This is a genomic window from Streptomyces sp. NPDC050658 (assembly GCF_044457025.1).
Taxonomy (GTDB): Bacteria; Actinomycetota; Actinomycetes; order Streptomycetales; family Streptomycetaceae; genus Streptomyces.
The window spans coordinates 171646-186415 of the sequence record NZ_JBITGM010000006.1; the positions used below are offsets into that span (position 1 = coordinate 171646).

A 14770-nucleotide genomic window follows, 5' to 3' on the forward strand; every position below is an offset into this window, starting at 1 on the left:
GATGATCGGGCAGTGACCACCACAGAGCCGCCGCCGCGTCCGCCGTCCCAGCCGCCGTCCGGGCCGCCCTTCCCGAACCCTCACGGGGACGGGCACGGGCACTCGCACAGCCATGGTCCGGCGGCGCCCGTCTCCCGGCATCTGCGCAAGGTCATCGCGGCGGTGCTGATTCCTTTCGCCACCGCGGTCGTCGTGGGTCTCGTCGTGCTCTGGCCCGGCGGCGCACCCGGCCACGAGCGCACCGGAGTCGGCTTCGACCGGCAGACCGAGTCCGCGACGGTGACGAAGGTGCAGGAGCTGCCCTGCGAGGACGTGAACGCCTCGCAGCCCCCGCCGACCGGTGACACGTCCACCGCCGAGGGGCAGACCGCGGAGTCCCGCGCGAAGGGCACCTGCAAGAAGGCGACGGTCGAGGTGACCAGCGGCAAGGACAAGGGCCGCACCTTCACGGAGATCGTCCAGCCTGACTCACCACGGCAGTTGCGCGAGGGCCAGCAGGTGGTGGTCGCCTATGAGCCCAAGGCACCGGAGGCGCTGCAGTACTCCGTCACCGACGTGAACCGCAAGATCCCGATGGCGCTGCTCGCCGGGATCTTCGCCCTCGCCGTCGTCCTGGTGGGGCGGATGCGCGGCGTCATGGCCCTGGTGGCGCTCGCCCTGAGCTTCCTCGTGCTGACCTTCTTCATCCTGCCAGCGATCCTCCAGGGGTCGAATCCGCTGGTGGTGGCGGTGGTCGGGGCCAGCGCCATCATGCTGATCGCGCTCTATCTGTGCCATGGACTCACGGCGCGTACGTCGGTCGCGGTGCTCGGCACCCTGATCTCGCTGCTCCTGATCGGGCTGCTCGGCTCGGTCTTCATCGGCTGGGCCTCGCTGAGCGGCAACACGGACGACAACACCGGCCTGATCCACGGCCTGTATCCGGACATCGACATGAGCGGTCTGCTGCTCGCGGGCGTCATCATCGGCTCCCTCGGTGTCCTCGACGACGTGACGGTCACCCAGACGTCGGCGGTCTGGGAGCTGCACCAGGCCAACCCGACGATGGGCTGGCGCGGCCTGTACCGCGCGGGCATCCGCATCGGCCGCGACCACATCGCCTCCGTGGTCAACACCCTGGTCCTGGCCTACGCGGGCGCCGCGCTGCCGCTGCTCCTGCTCTTCTCGATCGCGCAGAGCAGCGTGGGCACGGTGGCCAACAGCGAGCTGGTCGCCGAGGAGATCGTGCGCACGCTGGTCGGCTCGATCGGCCTGGTCGCCTCGGTCCCGGTGACGACGGCCCTCGCGGCGCTGGTGGTGTCCGCGGATCGGGCGGGTGGTGTTGCGGGGACTGCTGGGGCCTCTGGTGCTCCTGCGGCGTCCGTGGCGCCCGCGGCGGCAAAGCAGCGAAGGGGCGGCGGAGGCGGACGACGACGCAAGGCGTGAGCGGACCGGGGTCCAGGGCCCGGGCCCGGGTCCGGGTCCGGGCCAGGACCGGAGTCCGCGGCCGCGGCAATGCCGTGAAATGCACCAATCTGCCATCCCGCGGCGTCCGTTGGCCCCGAGGTCAGCCCGCGCTCTGCTCCTCCGCGAGGATCCGGTCCAGCGCCTCGTCCAGGTGGGTCTCGAAGTCGGCGAGCGCCCGCTCCTGCCCGAGCGGCACCAACTTGTCCGTGCGGTCCAGGAACGCGAGCAGTGGCGGAACCCCCACCCGGAACAGCGCCTGATCGCCGCCGACCTGCAGCCTGATGAGGACCTCGTCGAGCAGGTCGGGGTCGGTGGGCGCGATGTGCACATCACCGTCGCCGCATGCCCTGCCCACCCCGTCGATCAGCAACTCGCGCCCGAAGGCCCAGGTCACCGGAGCGTCGCCGGGGAGATGGAAGGTCAGCCGGACGGCGTAGGGATCCGCGGTCTCATAGCGCAGCTCCACCGGGATGCGAAACGACAACTCCTCGGAAACAAGGAAGCTCATCATGACCTCTGCCTGCACCGACTCGCGCATCGCCCGCCTACCCCGTCGCTAAACCTCGACCGGCCAGGAACCAACTCCCTGACACCCATGGCATCTTGCTTAACGTACACATCAGATCACAAGGAGTGAGTTTTCAGATGCTGATAGAGAAGGCGAGTGTCCCAAGCAGCTTTCCGATCTCATTCTGCAACCGCATCGCCGCGGGGAGTAGTCGCTCTGACTGATAGGCGGGAACGGAAATCGCCATCGTGGCCGCCGTGTCGCCCGCGGTGATCGGAATCGCCGCGCAGACCGTTCCCAGCGCGTACTCCTGCCGCTCCACCACAGGTCGCATCCGCCCCATCGCTTCCAGCCGGCGCATGAAGCTCCGGTCGTCACGGACCGAGTACCTCGTGATCGACTGCACGGGATAGCGGTCGAGATGGTCCTTGCGCCGCTCTTCGTCGAGTTGGCCGAGCAGACACTGTCCGATCGCATGGGCGTGACCGGTCTCGCGGAAGTCGGCCCACTCCTCCACGGCGGGATTCCCGGGCGTGTCCGCGACGGCCACGACCTCGATCTCGCCCTCGCGGTAGACCGCGAAGTAGACGGGTACGCCGATGGCATCGCGCCAGTGGGCCAGGGCCTCGCCGATCATGCCGCGACGATTCTGCTCCGCCCCGCTGGAACTGAGCCGCTCGGCTCCCTCGCCGAGCACGAACAGGCCCTTCTCCCTGCGCAGATAGCCTTCGTGGGTCAGCGTGCGCAACAGGTGGTAGGCGGTGGGAAGCGCGAGCCCGGCCTCTCGGGCCAGCTGCTTGGCGGGCGCGCCGTCCTGATGTGCGGCGGCTGCCTCCAGCAGTCTTATCGCGCGCTGTACGGATCCGATCAGGGTCGGCACGGCGGTAGTTGAGGCCGTTCCGACCGACGGTACGTCGCATGCGGGACCGCTGGACAGGGTGCCGGCGGGTGTGGCGTCGACCGTGGTCAAGGTTCACTCCCGAAGCGCTTGGGGGTTCCACCCGTGCCGGGGATACACGGGAGGGAGCGCGATGCGCCCGCGCGCGGGGCTCACCCCCGCGTCGGTTTTCGGACTCTAGCCGTCCGCCGCCGTCCCAAGGCTCCGCACGGGGAAACTTCCCCCGCCCGAGCGAACTGTTTGGTAGAAGTCACCAATCGCTGCGCGACGACGTCGAGCCCGATATGAACTTCCGTACGACGTAGATGAGTCCACCGACCAGTGCCACGAAAAGCAGCAGCTTGAACAACAGGCCGACGACGAATCCGACAACGGTCGCTATCAGCCCGCCGAACACGACGAGGGCGATGACCGGCACCGCGATCCACTTCACCCACCACGGCAATCCCGAGAAGATCTCCTGCGCTGCCATCGTCCTTGCCCTCTCTTCGAAACTCCTGACTTCTTGCATTCGATGCTAGGTCGGCGAAGGGCCGGGCGGGGGCTTCCGATCCCCGGTCCTCCCCTGATCCGTCCCTGAGGGAACCCCGAGGTCCGCACCCCGAGAAGTCAGTCTCCGGGCGTAGCCGATCGGCTCTCGGGCAGCGCGGATCAGCCCTCCGGCGGCGAGAAGACGACCAGGACGCGCAGGTCCTCGCTGATGTGGTGGAACTTGTGGGCCACGCCCGCGGGCACGTAGACCACGCTGCCGCGCGCGACTTGGGTGGTCTCCATGCCGACGGTGATCGACGCCCGGCCGCTGACGATCATGTAGACCTCGTCCTGCTGGTGCGGCTGCTGCGGGTCGGTCTCCCCGGCATCGAGCGCGTACAGCCCGACCGACATGTTCCGCTCACGCAGAAACTGCAGATACGCGCCGTCGTTGGCGGCGCGCTCCGCCTCCAGCTCGTCCAGTCGGAATGCCTTCATCGTCCGTGTACGCCCCTTGCCACTGATCGCGGGCCGACCGCTCCGGCCTGACGTCTGCCACGATCAGACACATGAAGAATTTCGTAGTCAAGACGATCGCCAACGCGGCGGCCCTGGCCGTCGCCGTATGGCTGCTCGACAAGATCACCCTGACCGGAGACGGCACCGGCAAGAAGATCGGCACGCTGATCATCGTGGCGCTGCTCTTCGGCCTGGTGAACTTCCTGGTCAAGCCGATCGTGAAGGTCCTCACCTTCCCGCTCTTCATCCTGACCCTGGGTCTGATCACCCTCGTGGTCAACGCCCTGATGCTGCTGCTCACCTCGTGGCTCGCCGACAAGTTCGACCTCAGCTTCCACGTGGACGGCTTCTGGACCGCCGTACTGGGCGGCCTGATCATCTCGATCGTGTCCTGGGCGATGAACGTCGTCCTGCCCGACGACAAGGACTGATCGCGGCCGATGTCCCTGCCCTTCTCCGTGTGCTTCGTCTGCACCGGCAACATCTGCCGCTCCCCGATGGCCGAATCCGTCTTCCGCGCGCGGGTCGACGAGGCCGGGCTCGGCGGTCTGGTCCGGGTGGACAGCGCGGGCACCGACGGCTGGCACGAGGGGGACGGTGCCGACCCGCGCACCGTCTCCGTCCTGGAGGCGGCCGGCTACGAGAGCGATCATCTGGCGCGGCGCTTCGAGGTCTCCTGGTTCGCCCGCCTCGATCTGGTGATCGCCCTGGACTCCGGCCATCTGCGGACGCTGCGCCGCCTCGCCCCGACCCCGGCGGACGCGGACAAGGTGCGGCTGCTGCGCTCGTACGACCCCGCCGCCGCCGACCTGGACGTTCCTGACCCGTACTACGGGGACGACGACGGCTTCGACACGTGCCTGAGAATGGTCGAGGCGGCGAGCGACGGTCTGCTCGACGCCGTACGCGAAGCGATGGAAGGGCGGGCGGCATGACGGATTCCGCACGAACCGCGGGAACAGCCGCAGGAACGGTCTCGGCGATCGGCGACGGCACGAGAGCGGTGCGGGCCGGTCTTCCCGAGCCGGTGAAACATGAACCGACGCTGCCGGGCCCGGTCTTCGCGGCGCACTTCCATCTGCCGGGCGACCCCACCGGGCCGTACACCTACGGGCGCGACGAGAACCCGACCTGGACGCTCCTGGAGCGCGCCATCGGCGAGCTGGAGGCGCCTGAGGCCGACGATCACGTCGAGACCCTGGTCTTCGCCTCCGGGATGGCCGCGATCTCGGCGGTGCTCTTCTCTCAGCTGCGCACCGGTGATGTCGTGGTCATGCCGGACGACGGCTATCAGGCGCTGCCTCCGGTCCATGAGCAGCTCGCCGCGTACGGCATCGAGGTGCGCACCGCCCCGACCGGCGGCGACGCCCAGCTCGACGTCCTGGACGGCGCCAAGCTGCTGTGGATCGAGACCCCGTCAAACCCAGGGCTCGACGTGTGCGACGTGCGGCGCCTCGCCGACGCGGCACATGCGCGTGGCGCCCTGGTGGCGGTCGACAACACCCTGGCCACCCCGCTCGGCCAGCGTCCCCTGGACCTCGGCGCCGACTTCTCCGTGGCCAGCGGCACCAAGCAGCTCACCGGGCACGGCGACATCCTTCTCGGGTACGTCGCCTGCCGCGATGCCGGGCTGACCGCGTCCGTGAAGCGCTGGCGCAAGATCGTCGGGGCGATTCCGGGCCCGATGGAGGCCTGGCTCGCGCACCGCTCGCTCGCCACGCTCCAGTTGCGCGCCGAGCGGCAGAACGCCAACGCGCTGGCCCTCGCCGAGGCGCTGCGCGGCCGTGCCGAGGTGACCGGCCTGCGCTATCCGGGACTGCCCGACGACCCCTCGCACAAGATCGCCGCGCAGCAGATGCGGCGCTTTGGATGCGTCGTCTCGTTCACGCTGCCCTCCCGCGCGCGTGCCGACCGTTTCCTCGACGCGCTGCGTCTGGTGGACGACGCGACGAGCTTCGGAGGCGTACGTTCCACGGCCGAGCGGCGTGGCCGCTGGGGCGGGGACGCGGTCGCCGAGGGCTTTGTGCGCTTCTCCGCCGGGGCCGAGGATCCCCAGGACCTGGTGGCGGATGTGCTGCGGGCGCTGGGCGAGTCGGCGGAGTCCGGCGACTGACGGGAGTCGGTGGAGTCCGGCGACCGACGGGAGTCGGTGGAGTCCGGCGACCGACGGGAGTCGGTGCTGGGGCCGCTTCCGGTGCAGTACCGGAGGCTACGCACAACGGACGGTCCGAGCCTCCCCCCTCGTGGCTCGGACCGTCCCGGTTCCGCGCGCGAAGAACCGCGCGAACAAGGCTAGTTGACTCTGTGTCAGTGTCCAATCACAGTAGCGACAGAGACCTATCGACATATTTATAGTTGGGCGCGGCCCAGGGGCCTGGAGGGGAGGGCGCTGCCATGGATCTGGCCCTGCTGCGCACGTTCGTCACCGTGCACCGGGCCGGTTCCTTCACGCGCGCGGCGGCCCTGCTCGGCCTCTCCCAGCCCGCGGTGACGTCCCAGATACGGACGCTCGAGCGGCAACTGGGCCGTCCGCTGTTCCTGCGTCAGGCCCGTGGCGTGACCCCCACGACCATCGGGGACGAACTCGCCCACAAAGCCGCTCCTCATCTCGACGCCCTCGTGGAGATCGCCGAGACCGGGCTCGACGAGGACTCCTCCGTGCGCACCCTTCACCTCGCGGGGCCGCCCGAGTTCACGGCGGCCCGTGCGCTGCCCGCCCTCACCGCGCTGACCGGACAGGACGGCCAGGGCTTCGCGCTGCGTGCCTCGTTCGGCAACGCGGAGGAGGTCCTTGAGGGGCTCTCCGCGGGGCACAACGATCTGGCCATCACCACGGCCCAGCCGCGCGGTGCGCTGCTCGCCGCGACTCCGCTCTGCGACGAGGAGCACGTCCTGGTCGCCGGCCCCCGCTGGGCCTCCCGTATCGGTCCCGGCAAGCTGCGGCGGAAGGGGGCGTCCGCCCTGGAGAACCTTCCGGTGGTGGAGGTGCACGAGTCGCTGCCGCTGGTCTCCCGCTACTGGGCGGCCGTCTTCGACACCCGTCCGGCCGCATCCGGCGCCGTCATCGTGCCGGACCTGCGGGCCGTGCTCGCCTGCGCCGCCTCCGGCGGGGGTCTCGCCGTGCTGCCCCGCTATCTGTGCGCACCCGCCCTGGAGCGCGGCGAGATCGTGGCACTGCACGACCCCGCGGTGCCTCCGCTGCGGACGTATTTCCTCGTCGTACGCACCGGCACGCTCGCCATGCCGCATATCGCGCGGGCGCACGAGTGGCTGCTGCGTGCTGCCGCCGACTGGGCTTGAACAGGGGTCCGTCTGGTTCGCGATGTTTCACGTGGAACAGTCCGGGCCACATTTCTCCCATGACCGTCCGACCCGTGGTCAAGCGCACCGCACGTGCAGTTCTGCTCGATGGCGACGACCTGATCCTGATCAAGCGGACCAAGCCCGGCGTCGATCCGTACTGGGTCACTCCGGGCGGCGGTGTGGAGGCGGAGGACGCCACCGTCGTCGACGCGCTCCATCGCGAGGTCCACGAAGAGCTCGGCGCCAAGATCTCGGACGTGGTGCCCTGCTTCGTGGACACCGTCGAGCACATCGGCGAGGACGGTGGCGCGACGGGTGTGAAGGTGCAGCACTTCTTCGTCTGCCGGCTGGAGTCCATGGACACCGCGCTGCGGCACGGCCCCGAGATCGAGGAGCCGTGCGGCGAGTACGAGATCGTCCACGTGCCCTTCACCCGCGTCGGCATCGCCTCGGTCCATCTCGTACCGCTGTCGCTGCGGCACTATCTGGACGGCAACATCGAGGGCGTACGCGCCATGCACGCCCCTGATCTGGGCTAATCGCCCGTGGCCACCAGCTCCTCCACGGAGTCGTGGCGGATCCGGCCCGCCGGGATGCCCACGTCCCGCAGGGCGTCCACACCGCTGCGGATCATGCCGGGCGGGCCCGAGAGATAGGCGTCGTACTCGTTCCAGGGGCCGTACTCGCGTACGGCGTCCGGGAATTGGGCCTGGCCGTCGACGACCGGGCGGACCGCGAGCCAGGGATGGTTCTGCTGGAGCCGCAGCATCGTGTCGATGTCGTACAGGTCATGGTCGGTGCGTGCGCCGTAGAAGACCTCCACGGGCCGTCGTTCGCCGTGTTCGGCGACATCCTCGACGAGCGCCTTGATGGGCGCGATGCCGGTACCGCCGCCCAGACAGAGCAGTCCGCTGTCGGTGGTGTGGTCGACGGTCATCGAGCCGGCGGGCGGGCCGAGCCGCACGACGTCACCGGGGCGGGCGTGGTGCACCAGGGCGTTGGACACCCAGCCCGCCGGGACGGCCTTCACATGGAACGAGAGCAGCCCGTCGGAGCGCGGCGCGGACGCGAACGAGTAGTGCCGCCAGATCCGCGGCCACCAGGGCGTCTCCAGGCTCGTGTACTGCCCGGCCAGGAACGGGTACGGCTGGTCGGGCCGCACGGTGACGACAGCGATGTCAGGCGTCCTGAGGTCGTGCGAGACGACCTCGGCGAGCCACCAGGCCGGGGCGCTCAGTTCGTCCGCGGCCGCCGCGTCGATCATGACCTGGGAGATCGTCGTGTACGTCCGGACCCAGGCGGCCTCGGTCTCGTCGTCCCAGACCGATCCCGCGTACCGGCTGAGCGCGCCGATCAGGCACTCTCCGACGGCCGGGTAGTGCTCGGGCCGGGTGCCGTACTTGCGGTGGCCGCGGCCGAGGTTCTTCAGGTACGCGACGAGCACGTCGGTGTGGTCGATGTGCTCGGCGGCGGTCAGCAGCGCCTTGAGCAGCCGGTCGCGCTGGGTGTCCATCGCCGCCGGGAAGAGGGAGCGCAGGTCGGGGTGGCGGGTGAACAGCAGCGCGTAGAAGTACGACGTCACCTGGTCGGCGACGGGGCCGACCGCGGCCATGGTGCGCTGCACGAGCACCGCGTCGGGGGACCCCTGGGGGGAAGGCTTGGGCCGCGGCCCAAGGTCTGCCGCCGGCTGCGGCTGCCGCTCGGGCAGGGAGTGGGCGTCCGGCTTCTGCCGGGGCTCCGGGACACGCTCGGTCCTGGGCTCGGCCCGCGGGGCCCCCGTGGCGGTCGACACCGCCTCACGGACGGGCTCACGCGGCTCGAGGACGGCCTCACGCGGCTCGGGGGCGGCCGGTATTCGTTCGGCGGGGGACGTGGCGGCAGATCCAGCGACAGACCTGTTCAAGGGGCGTATCGACGCCACACGGCGTCCTTCGGGAGCCTCGGACTCATCAGCCGCGGGACGCGTCGCCTCGCCGTCCTCCTGGCGCTGCGGCGCCTTGCGCGGGGTGAACCAGCCGCCTCCACCGCCGCTCTCGCCGGAACTGCCGTTGCCCGCCGACGTGGTGGTCGGAGAGTCCATGCTGTGCCTCGCCTCGAACATCTCTCAGTCGGTCCGCGCGCTTCCCTTCAGGAAGCCGCTCTGTTCCCCCGTAGAAGCCGCTCTGTTCCCCGTTCCCCGTTCCCCGTGGGCAGCCGATGTGACCCGCATTGAACCTTGGATTCCGGGCCCTACGGACAAGTAGGGATGGAATGTGACATTGGACGCAGTCATCTCACGCAGCGTCCCATCCATCGCCATCGCGCCGGCCGCATACCGGAAAGTTCAGGTCTTCGATCTCTGCGCCCCGTTAGGCTGCGTTGACCTCCGTCCGTGCCCCCCAGGGGTGCGCAGAGTCACACCCGGCACGAACCGGAGTCGACCATACCGGCAGCCGTCCGGCGCACAAGTCCGCGTTCCTTCACAGGGAATTCAGCGGATCACGCCGCCAATTGCCCCAATTACCGGGCGGGCCGCACCAATTCATACGCCTTACGCAGATCCCGCCCGACATAAGAGTGGGTAGCGAGCCCAACCAGACGCTGATCCGCATTGACGGCGACCGAAACCGGTACCGCGCCGAAGAGCTCCAGGTCCGAGAGCGAGTCGCCATATGCGATGCAATCGGACCTGCCCACCCCGAACTCTTCACAGAGCCGGTCCGCGATCTTCACCTTGGCCGCCGCATTGAGAATGCCCGCGGGATTCACCGGCTCGGTGAACGGCACGGAAGGAAAGCGCGATCCATGCGCGGCATGCGCGCCCCATCCCAGAAGTCGCTCGACGAAGAACGACGGCGACAGCGAGATCACGGCGCAGTAGTCACCGCCCTCCCGGATCTCGGCCCAGGTGTCCTGAATCCCGGAGAGCCAGGGCGCACCCTCGAAGGCCGCCGTCACCTGTGCGTCCGTGAGGTCCGCCCACAACGCCCGGACCCGGACCGCGTACTGGGGCGAATCGATGCGCTGGGCGACGAAGTCGCGTTCCAGCTCGGCTATCTCCGCGTCGAGGCCGAGCTGACGGGATATCTCCACGGGGGCCGCTGTGCCGTGCAACAGCGTGCCGTCAAGGTCGAAGAGGTGCAGGCGTGCCATGTACGCCGAGGCTAGTACCCGCGGTTACTCCCGCTGTCAGACGACTTCGCCCGCAGCTCCCGGCACCGTGTTTCACGTGAAACTAAGCCGCCCCGCTCGCCGGGCCACCCTCGTCGTCCATGTAGCCGCCGCCGCTGGCTGGCTCGGGCTCACGCTCGGCCTGCTCGCCCTCGCCACCGCGGCCATCACCACAGACTCCGCTCCGGTCATCGAAGCCTCCGTCCGCAGCATGAAGATCTTCGCCGACTGGCTGGTGATCCCCCTCGCCCTGCTCACCCTGCTGAGCGGACTGCTGCTCTCGCTCGGCACCCCCTGGGGGCTCGCCAAGCACCGCTGGGTCTACACAAAGTTCTGGCTGACCCTGGCCACCACGATCGCGTCGGCCTTCGCCCTCCGGCCGGGCATCAACGATTCGGTCGAGACCGTGTCCGCGGGTGCACCGCTGGCGGACCCGACCGACCTGATCGCCGGGCCGATCGTCTCCCTGAGCGCCTATGTCTTCATGATGGTCATCTCCGTCCTCAAGCCCTGGGGACTGACCCGCCGTGGCCGGAAGCAACGTGGCCGGAACCAGCGGGGTTCTGCCCACAAACCGGTGGACGCAAGGGGCGTAAGTCAGACAGCCTGACCCGAGTGTCGACACCTTCCCTCTCCGCACTGCCCATCCGCCGACTGACCCTCCGCGACCTCACCTCCTGCGCCGACCTCTCCCAGGACCGGGGATGGCCGCGCGAGGACCACAAATGGGGGCTGCTGCTCTCGGCCGGCACGGGTTACGGCATCGACGACCCCGACGGCAACGGCCTCATCGCCGCCTGCGTGATGACCGATTACGGACCTCAGGACCGGCCCGACCTCGGGGCGATCGGCATGGTTCTGGTCGCCGAACGGCACGCCCGCAAGGGCATCGGCCGCCACCTCATGCGCCATGTCATCGAGGAGGCGGCCACCACGCCGATCACCCTCCACGCGACGCCGAACGGCCGCCCCCTCTACGAGCAGCTCGGCTTCAAGACGACCGGCCGCGCCGAGATGGTCCGCGGCCGGTTCACCGCGGACGGCCCGCTGCCCGATGTCGCCACCCGGCCCGCGACAGCGGAGGACCTGCCCGCGATCCTCCGGCTGGACCACGAGGTCTTCGGCCTCGACCGCACCCACATGATCACCCGCCTGCCGGCCTTCGTGGACCAGCTTCGGGTCGCGGAGGCCGACGGCGAGATCATCGGCTACGCGGGCGCCTGGCCGAACATGGAGACCCACGTCATCGGCCCGCTGATCGCTCGCGACACCGAGACGGCGAAGGCCCTCGTCGGCACCCTCGCCGCCGGCTCCGACCGGCCGCTGCGCACCGACATCGACGTACGCCACGAGGAGCTGCTCGCCTGGGTGAAGGCATGCGGCCTGGAGTCCGTCGCCTTCAACGCCGTGATGACGTACGGGATCCCGGAACTGCCCGGTGACTGGACCCGCCGTTTCGCGCCGCTGACGGTGGCCGCGGGCTGAGCGAACACGGCGGCATCACTGCGGCACACGCACAAGGGCCCGCCCTCAAGCACCGTGAAGCGTCCGGTACTAGAGGGCGGGCCTTTGTCGTGCCGCTGTGCGGTGGAGCGCTACGCGAGAGCCTCCACTGCCGCCGTCGCGAATCCGTGGTCCTGCTCGGGTGCGCCGCCGCCGACGCCGATGGCACCGATCAGCCGGCCGTCGCGGTGGACGGGGATGCCGCCGGCGATGAAGAGCAGCGGCCGGTCGAGTGCGGTGGGCAGGGTGTGGAAGGGGCCTTCGGGCTTGACCAGGTCGACGAGGTCGGCGGTCGGCGCGTTGAGCTGAAGTGCGGTGTACGCCTTGCGGGTGCTGGTCTCGCCGGAGATCAATACCGCCCGGTCATCGCGCCGGAAGGCCAGCAGATGGCCGCCCGCGTCGAGCACGGTGACGCTGACGGTGACATCGGCGGCCTCGGCGGCGCGGCGGGCCGCGGTGACGAGGACCTCGGCGTCCTGGATGGTCAGCGGGGCGACGGCGGTGGCGGTGGTGCTCATGAGGTTCTCCTTGTGCGGTGGTGCTGGTGGGGGGCTTGTGATGTGGCGGGGTGGTCAGTGGTGGACGGGCGCCGGCTGCTCCAGCGGGGCCGCCGAGGCGACCACCCGGCTGGGGGCGGCCGAGCGGCGCTCGAGGGCGGCGGAGAGAACGGCCAGGAAGAGCGCGGATCCGGCAAGTACGGCGCCCACCCAGTTCGGGGCGGTGTAGCCGAGGCCCGCGGAGATCACGATTCCGCCGAGCCAGGCCGAGAGGGCGTTGCCCAGGTTGAAGGCGCCGATGTTCATGGCCGAGGCGAGCGTGGGAGCACCGGAGGCCTGGTCGAGCACCCGCTTCTGCAGCGGCGGTACGGTCGCGAAGCCCAGGGCACCGATCAGCGCGATGGTCACGGCCGCGGCGATCTTGTTGTGCGCGGTGAAGGTGAAGAGGGCGAGCACGACGGCCAGGGCGCTCAGCGAGATGTAGAGCAGCGGCATCAGCGCGCGGTCGGCGAACTTGCCGCCGATCAGGTTGCCCGCGACCATGCCGAGGCCGAAGAGGACGAGAAGCCAGGTCACGGAGGAGTCCGCGTAGCCCGCGACGTCCGTCATCATCGGCGCGAGGTAGGTGACGGCCGCGAAGACACCGCCGAAGCCGAGGATCGTCATCGCCATGGCGAGCAGCACCTGTACGTTGCGGAATGCGGCCAGCTCGTGGCGCAGCCGTACGCCCTGGGGCTTGGGCAGGTCCGGAACCAGCTTGGCGATGCCCGCGAGGCCGATGACCCCGAGCCCGGCGACGATCGCGAACGTGATGCGCCAGCCGAGGGTCTGCCCGACGAGCGTGCCCAGCGGCACACCGACCACATTGGCCACGGTGAGGCCCGTGAACATCATGGCGATCGCGCCGGCCTTCTTCTCCGGTGCGACGAGTTCGGCCGCGACGACCGAACCGATGCCGAAGAAGGCTCCGTGGGCGAGCGAGGCGACGACGCGGCCCGCCAGCATCACGCCGAAGACCGGCGCCACGGCGGAGAGCAGATTGCCCGCGATGAACAGGCCCATCAGGATCATCAGCATCCGCTTGCGTGAGACGCGGGTGCCGAGAACCGTCATCAAAGGAGCGCCGAGGACGACGCCGAGTGCGTAGCCGGTCACGAGGAGGCCGGCCGTGGGGATGGAGACGCCGAAGTCACCCGCGACCTCAGGGAGCAGTCCCATGATCACGAACTCTGTGGTCCCGATTCCGAAGGCCCCGATCGCGAGGGCCAGTAGCGCGAGAGGCATGGTTCTACCTTCCAAGACGGTTGCAGGTGCGCTTAGCTTGCGTCCACAATAGTTGCACACGCGGGTTACTTGCAACCGCTGGATATTGCATCGGTGCACTATCCTGGTTTCAGCAGCTCCGGGACGGAGGAACAAGAGCCATGACAGCGACGGACCCCGCACTGACCGCCCTTGCGCAGGGCTGGTGCGCGCTCTCCCTGCTCCACGGGAAGATCGAGACGCACATCGAGCGCGCATTGCAGGCCAAGCACGGCCTGAGCGTGCGTGAGTACTCCCTGCTCGATGTCCTCAGCCGCCAGCACGACGGAGAGGGCGGCCATCTGCAGATGAAGCAGGTCGCCGACGCCGTCGTCCTGAGCCAGAGCGCCACCACACGCCTGGTCACCCGCCTCGAGGACCGCGGGCTGCTCTCCCGCTATCTGTGCCCGACCGACCGCCGCGGCATCTACACGGACGTCAGCGAGTCGGGCACCGCGCTCCTCGCCGAGGCGCGGCCCACCAATGACACGGCACTGCGCGAGGCGCTCGACGCGGCAGCCCTGGAACCGGAGCTCGCACCGCTGGTCAAGGCCGTGGAAGGAGTGCGCGTCCCGGCGTAGTACGCGGCACTCGTCTCCGGGGAGTACGTCTGCGGGAGCGTTGCCTGCGTAGGCTGCGGTCATGGGAGATCTTGAGATACGCCGGGCCGTGGCCGACGACATCCCCGCCATCGTGGAGATGCTGGCCGACGACGCGCTGGGCAACCATCGCGAGTCGCCGGACGACCTCACGCCGTACCTCGCAGCGTTCGAGCGACTCGCCGACGACCCGAACCAGCACCAGGTCGTCGCCGTACGCGAAGGACGCGTCGTCGGCACCCTTCAGCTCACGATCATTCACGGGCTGTCCCGGAAGGGTGCCACCCGGTCGATCATCGAGGCCGTCCGCGTCCACGCCGACGAGCGCGGCAGCGGACTCGGCACGCGCTTCATCCAGTGGGCCATCGAGGAATCCCGGCGCCAGAACTGCCAGTTGGTGCAGCTGACCTCCGACGCCGCCCGCACCGACGCCCACCGCTTCTATGAGCGGCTCGGGTTCAAGGCGTCGCATGTGGGCTTCAAGTTGCAGCTCTGAGGCGGCCCTTGACGCAGTGATGGGGCGTCGCGGCACGTGAGAAGGGGGCGCCGTGTTTCACGTGAAACACGGCGCCCC

At 69.4% G+C, this 14770-nt stretch carries 18 protein-coding genes; 10 read left to right on the top strand and 8 right to left on the bottom strand.

Annotation, left to right across the window (positions count from 1 at the left end; genetic code table 11):
- Positions 1–12: 12 nt before the first annotated feature.
- On the top strand, positions 13–1425 hold the full coding sequence (locus ACIBKX_RS22045) for a YibE/F family protein (RefSeq protein WP_363270363.1): 1413 nt from the start codon (positions 13–15) through the stop codon (positions 1423–1425).
- Between the two features lie 121 nt (positions 1426–1546).
- On the opposite strand, the gene ACIBKX_RS22050 is transcribed toward ACIBKX_RS22045, so the two are convergent.
- From ACIBKX_RS22050 to ACIBKX_RS22065, 4 genes are all read right to left on the bottom strand, one after another.
- A complete protein-coding gene (locus ACIBKX_RS22050) occupies positions 1547–1984 on the bottom strand; it encodes an SsgA family sporulation/cell division regulator (protein ID WP_363270362.1) in 438 nt (145 codons plus the stop codon).
- 103 nt (positions 1985–2087) lie between these two features.
- A complete protein-coding gene (locus tag ACIBKX_RS22055) occupies positions 2088–2825 on the bottom strand; it encodes a helix-turn-helix domain-containing protein (RefSeq protein WP_363270516.1) in 738 nt (245 codons plus the stop codon).
- Between the two features lie 277 nt (positions 2826–3102).
- A complete protein-coding gene (locus ACIBKX_RS22060) occupies positions 3103–3324 on the bottom strand; it encodes a DUF5326 family protein (RefSeq protein ID WP_363270361.1) in 222 nt (73 codons plus the stop codon).
- 179 nt (positions 3325–3503) lie between these two features.
- Positions 3504–3821: a cupin domain-containing protein gene (locus tag ACIBKX_RS22065; protein WP_363270360.1), complete on the bottom strand. Its 318-nt coding sequence runs from the start codon at positions 3819–3821 to the stop codon at positions 3504–3506.
- 71 nt (positions 3822–3892) lie between these two features.
- On the opposite strand from ACIBKX_RS22065, the gene ACIBKX_RS22070 reads away from it, so the two are divergent.
- The 5 genes from ACIBKX_RS22070 to ACIBKX_RS22090 all read left to right on the top strand — a co-directional run bounded on the left by ACIBKX_RS22070 (position 3893) and on the right by ACIBKX_RS22090 (position 7684).
- On the top strand, positions 3893–4273 hold the full coding sequence (locus ACIBKX_RS22070; protein ID WP_363270359.1) for a phage holin family protein: 381 nt from the start codon (positions 3893–3895) through the stop codon (positions 4271–4273).
- A gap of 15 nt (positions 4274–4288) precedes the next feature.
- Complete coding sequence (locus ACIBKX_RS22075) at positions 4289–4777, top strand: low molecular weight protein-tyrosine-phosphatase (RefSeq protein ID WP_363270515.1); 489 nt, start codon at positions 4289–4291, stop codon at positions 4775–4777.
- Positions 4774–5955: a cystathionine gamma-lyase gene (locus ACIBKX_RS22080; RefSeq protein ID WP_363270358.1), complete on the top strand. Its 1182-nt coding sequence runs from the start codon at positions 4774–4776 to the stop codon at positions 5953–5955. The genes ACIBKX_RS22075 and ACIBKX_RS22080 overlap by 4 nt, the downstream gene beginning before the upstream one ends.
- Positions 5956–6236: 281 nt before the next feature.
- Positions 6237–7142, top strand: coding sequence for a LysR family transcriptional regulator (locus ACIBKX_RS22085; protein WP_363270357.1), 906 nt, complete (start codon positions 6237–6239; stop codon positions 7140–7142).
- Between the two features lie 59 nt (positions 7143–7201).
- Positions 7202–7684 (top strand): NUDIX hydrolase, encoded by a 483-nt coding sequence (locus ACIBKX_RS22090; RefSeq protein ID WP_363270356.1) that lies wholly within the window; start codon positions 7202–7204, stop codon positions 7682–7684.
- On the opposite strand, the gene ACIBKX_RS22095 is transcribed toward ACIBKX_RS22090, so the two are convergent.
- Together ACIBKX_RS22095 and ACIBKX_RS22100 are read right to left on the bottom strand one after the other, a co-directional pair.
- Positions 7681–9225, bottom strand: a complete 1545-nt coding sequence (locus tag ACIBKX_RS22095; protein ID WP_363270355.1) for a globin domain-containing protein — start codon at positions 9223–9225, stop codon at positions 7681–7683. The two genes, ACIBKX_RS22090 and ACIBKX_RS22095, sit on opposite strands and share 4 nt — an antisense overlap.
- 419 nt (positions 9226–9644) lie before the next feature.
- A complete protein-coding gene (locus ACIBKX_RS22100; protein ID WP_363270354.1) occupies positions 9645–10277 on the bottom strand; it encodes an HAD-IB family phosphatase in 633 nt (210 codons plus the stop codon).
- A gap of 76 nt (positions 10278–10353) precedes the next feature.
- On the opposite strand from ACIBKX_RS22100, the gene ACIBKX_RS22105 reads away from it, so the two are divergent.
- Both ACIBKX_RS22105 and ACIBKX_RS22110 read left to right on the top strand, forming a co-directional pair.
- Entirely contained in the window at positions 10354–10905 is a 552-nt protein-coding gene (locus ACIBKX_RS22105; protein WP_363270353.1) for a DUF2269 domain-containing protein, read from the top strand.
- Positions 10906–10910: 5 nt separating this feature from the next.
- A complete protein-coding gene (locus ACIBKX_RS22110; protein ID WP_363270352.1) occupies positions 10911–11780 on the top strand; it encodes a GNAT family N-acetyltransferase in 870 nt (289 codons plus the stop codon).
- Between the two features lie 110 nt (positions 11781–11890).
- On the opposite strand, the gene ACIBKX_RS22115 is transcribed toward ACIBKX_RS22110, so the two are convergent.
- Positions 11891–12316 (bottom strand): heme-binding protein, encoded by a 426-nt coding sequence (locus ACIBKX_RS22115; protein ID WP_363270351.1) that lies wholly within the window; start codon positions 12314–12316, stop codon positions 11891–11893.
- Positions 12317–12370: 54 nt separating this feature from the next.
- Entirely contained in the window at positions 12371–13579 is a 1209-nt protein-coding gene (locus ACIBKX_RS22120; protein ID WP_363270350.1) for an MFS transporter, read from the bottom strand.
- Positions 13580–13719: 140 nt separating this feature from the next.
- Between ACIBKX_RS22120 and ACIBKX_RS22125 the strand changes: the two genes are divergently transcribed.
- Positions 13720–14178, top strand: coding sequence for a MarR family transcriptional regulator (locus ACIBKX_RS22125; RefSeq protein ID WP_363270349.1), 459 nt, complete (start codon positions 13720–13722; stop codon positions 14176–14178).
- A 61-nt stretch (positions 14179–14239) separates the two neighbouring features.
- The gene (locus ACIBKX_RS22130) at positions 14240–14692 is read left to right on the top strand and encodes a GNAT family N-acetyltransferase (RefSeq protein ID WP_363270348.1); all 453 of its coding nucleotides are present in this window, start codon (positions 14240–14242) and stop codon (positions 14690–14692) included.
- Positions 14693–14770: the final 78 nt, after the last annotated feature.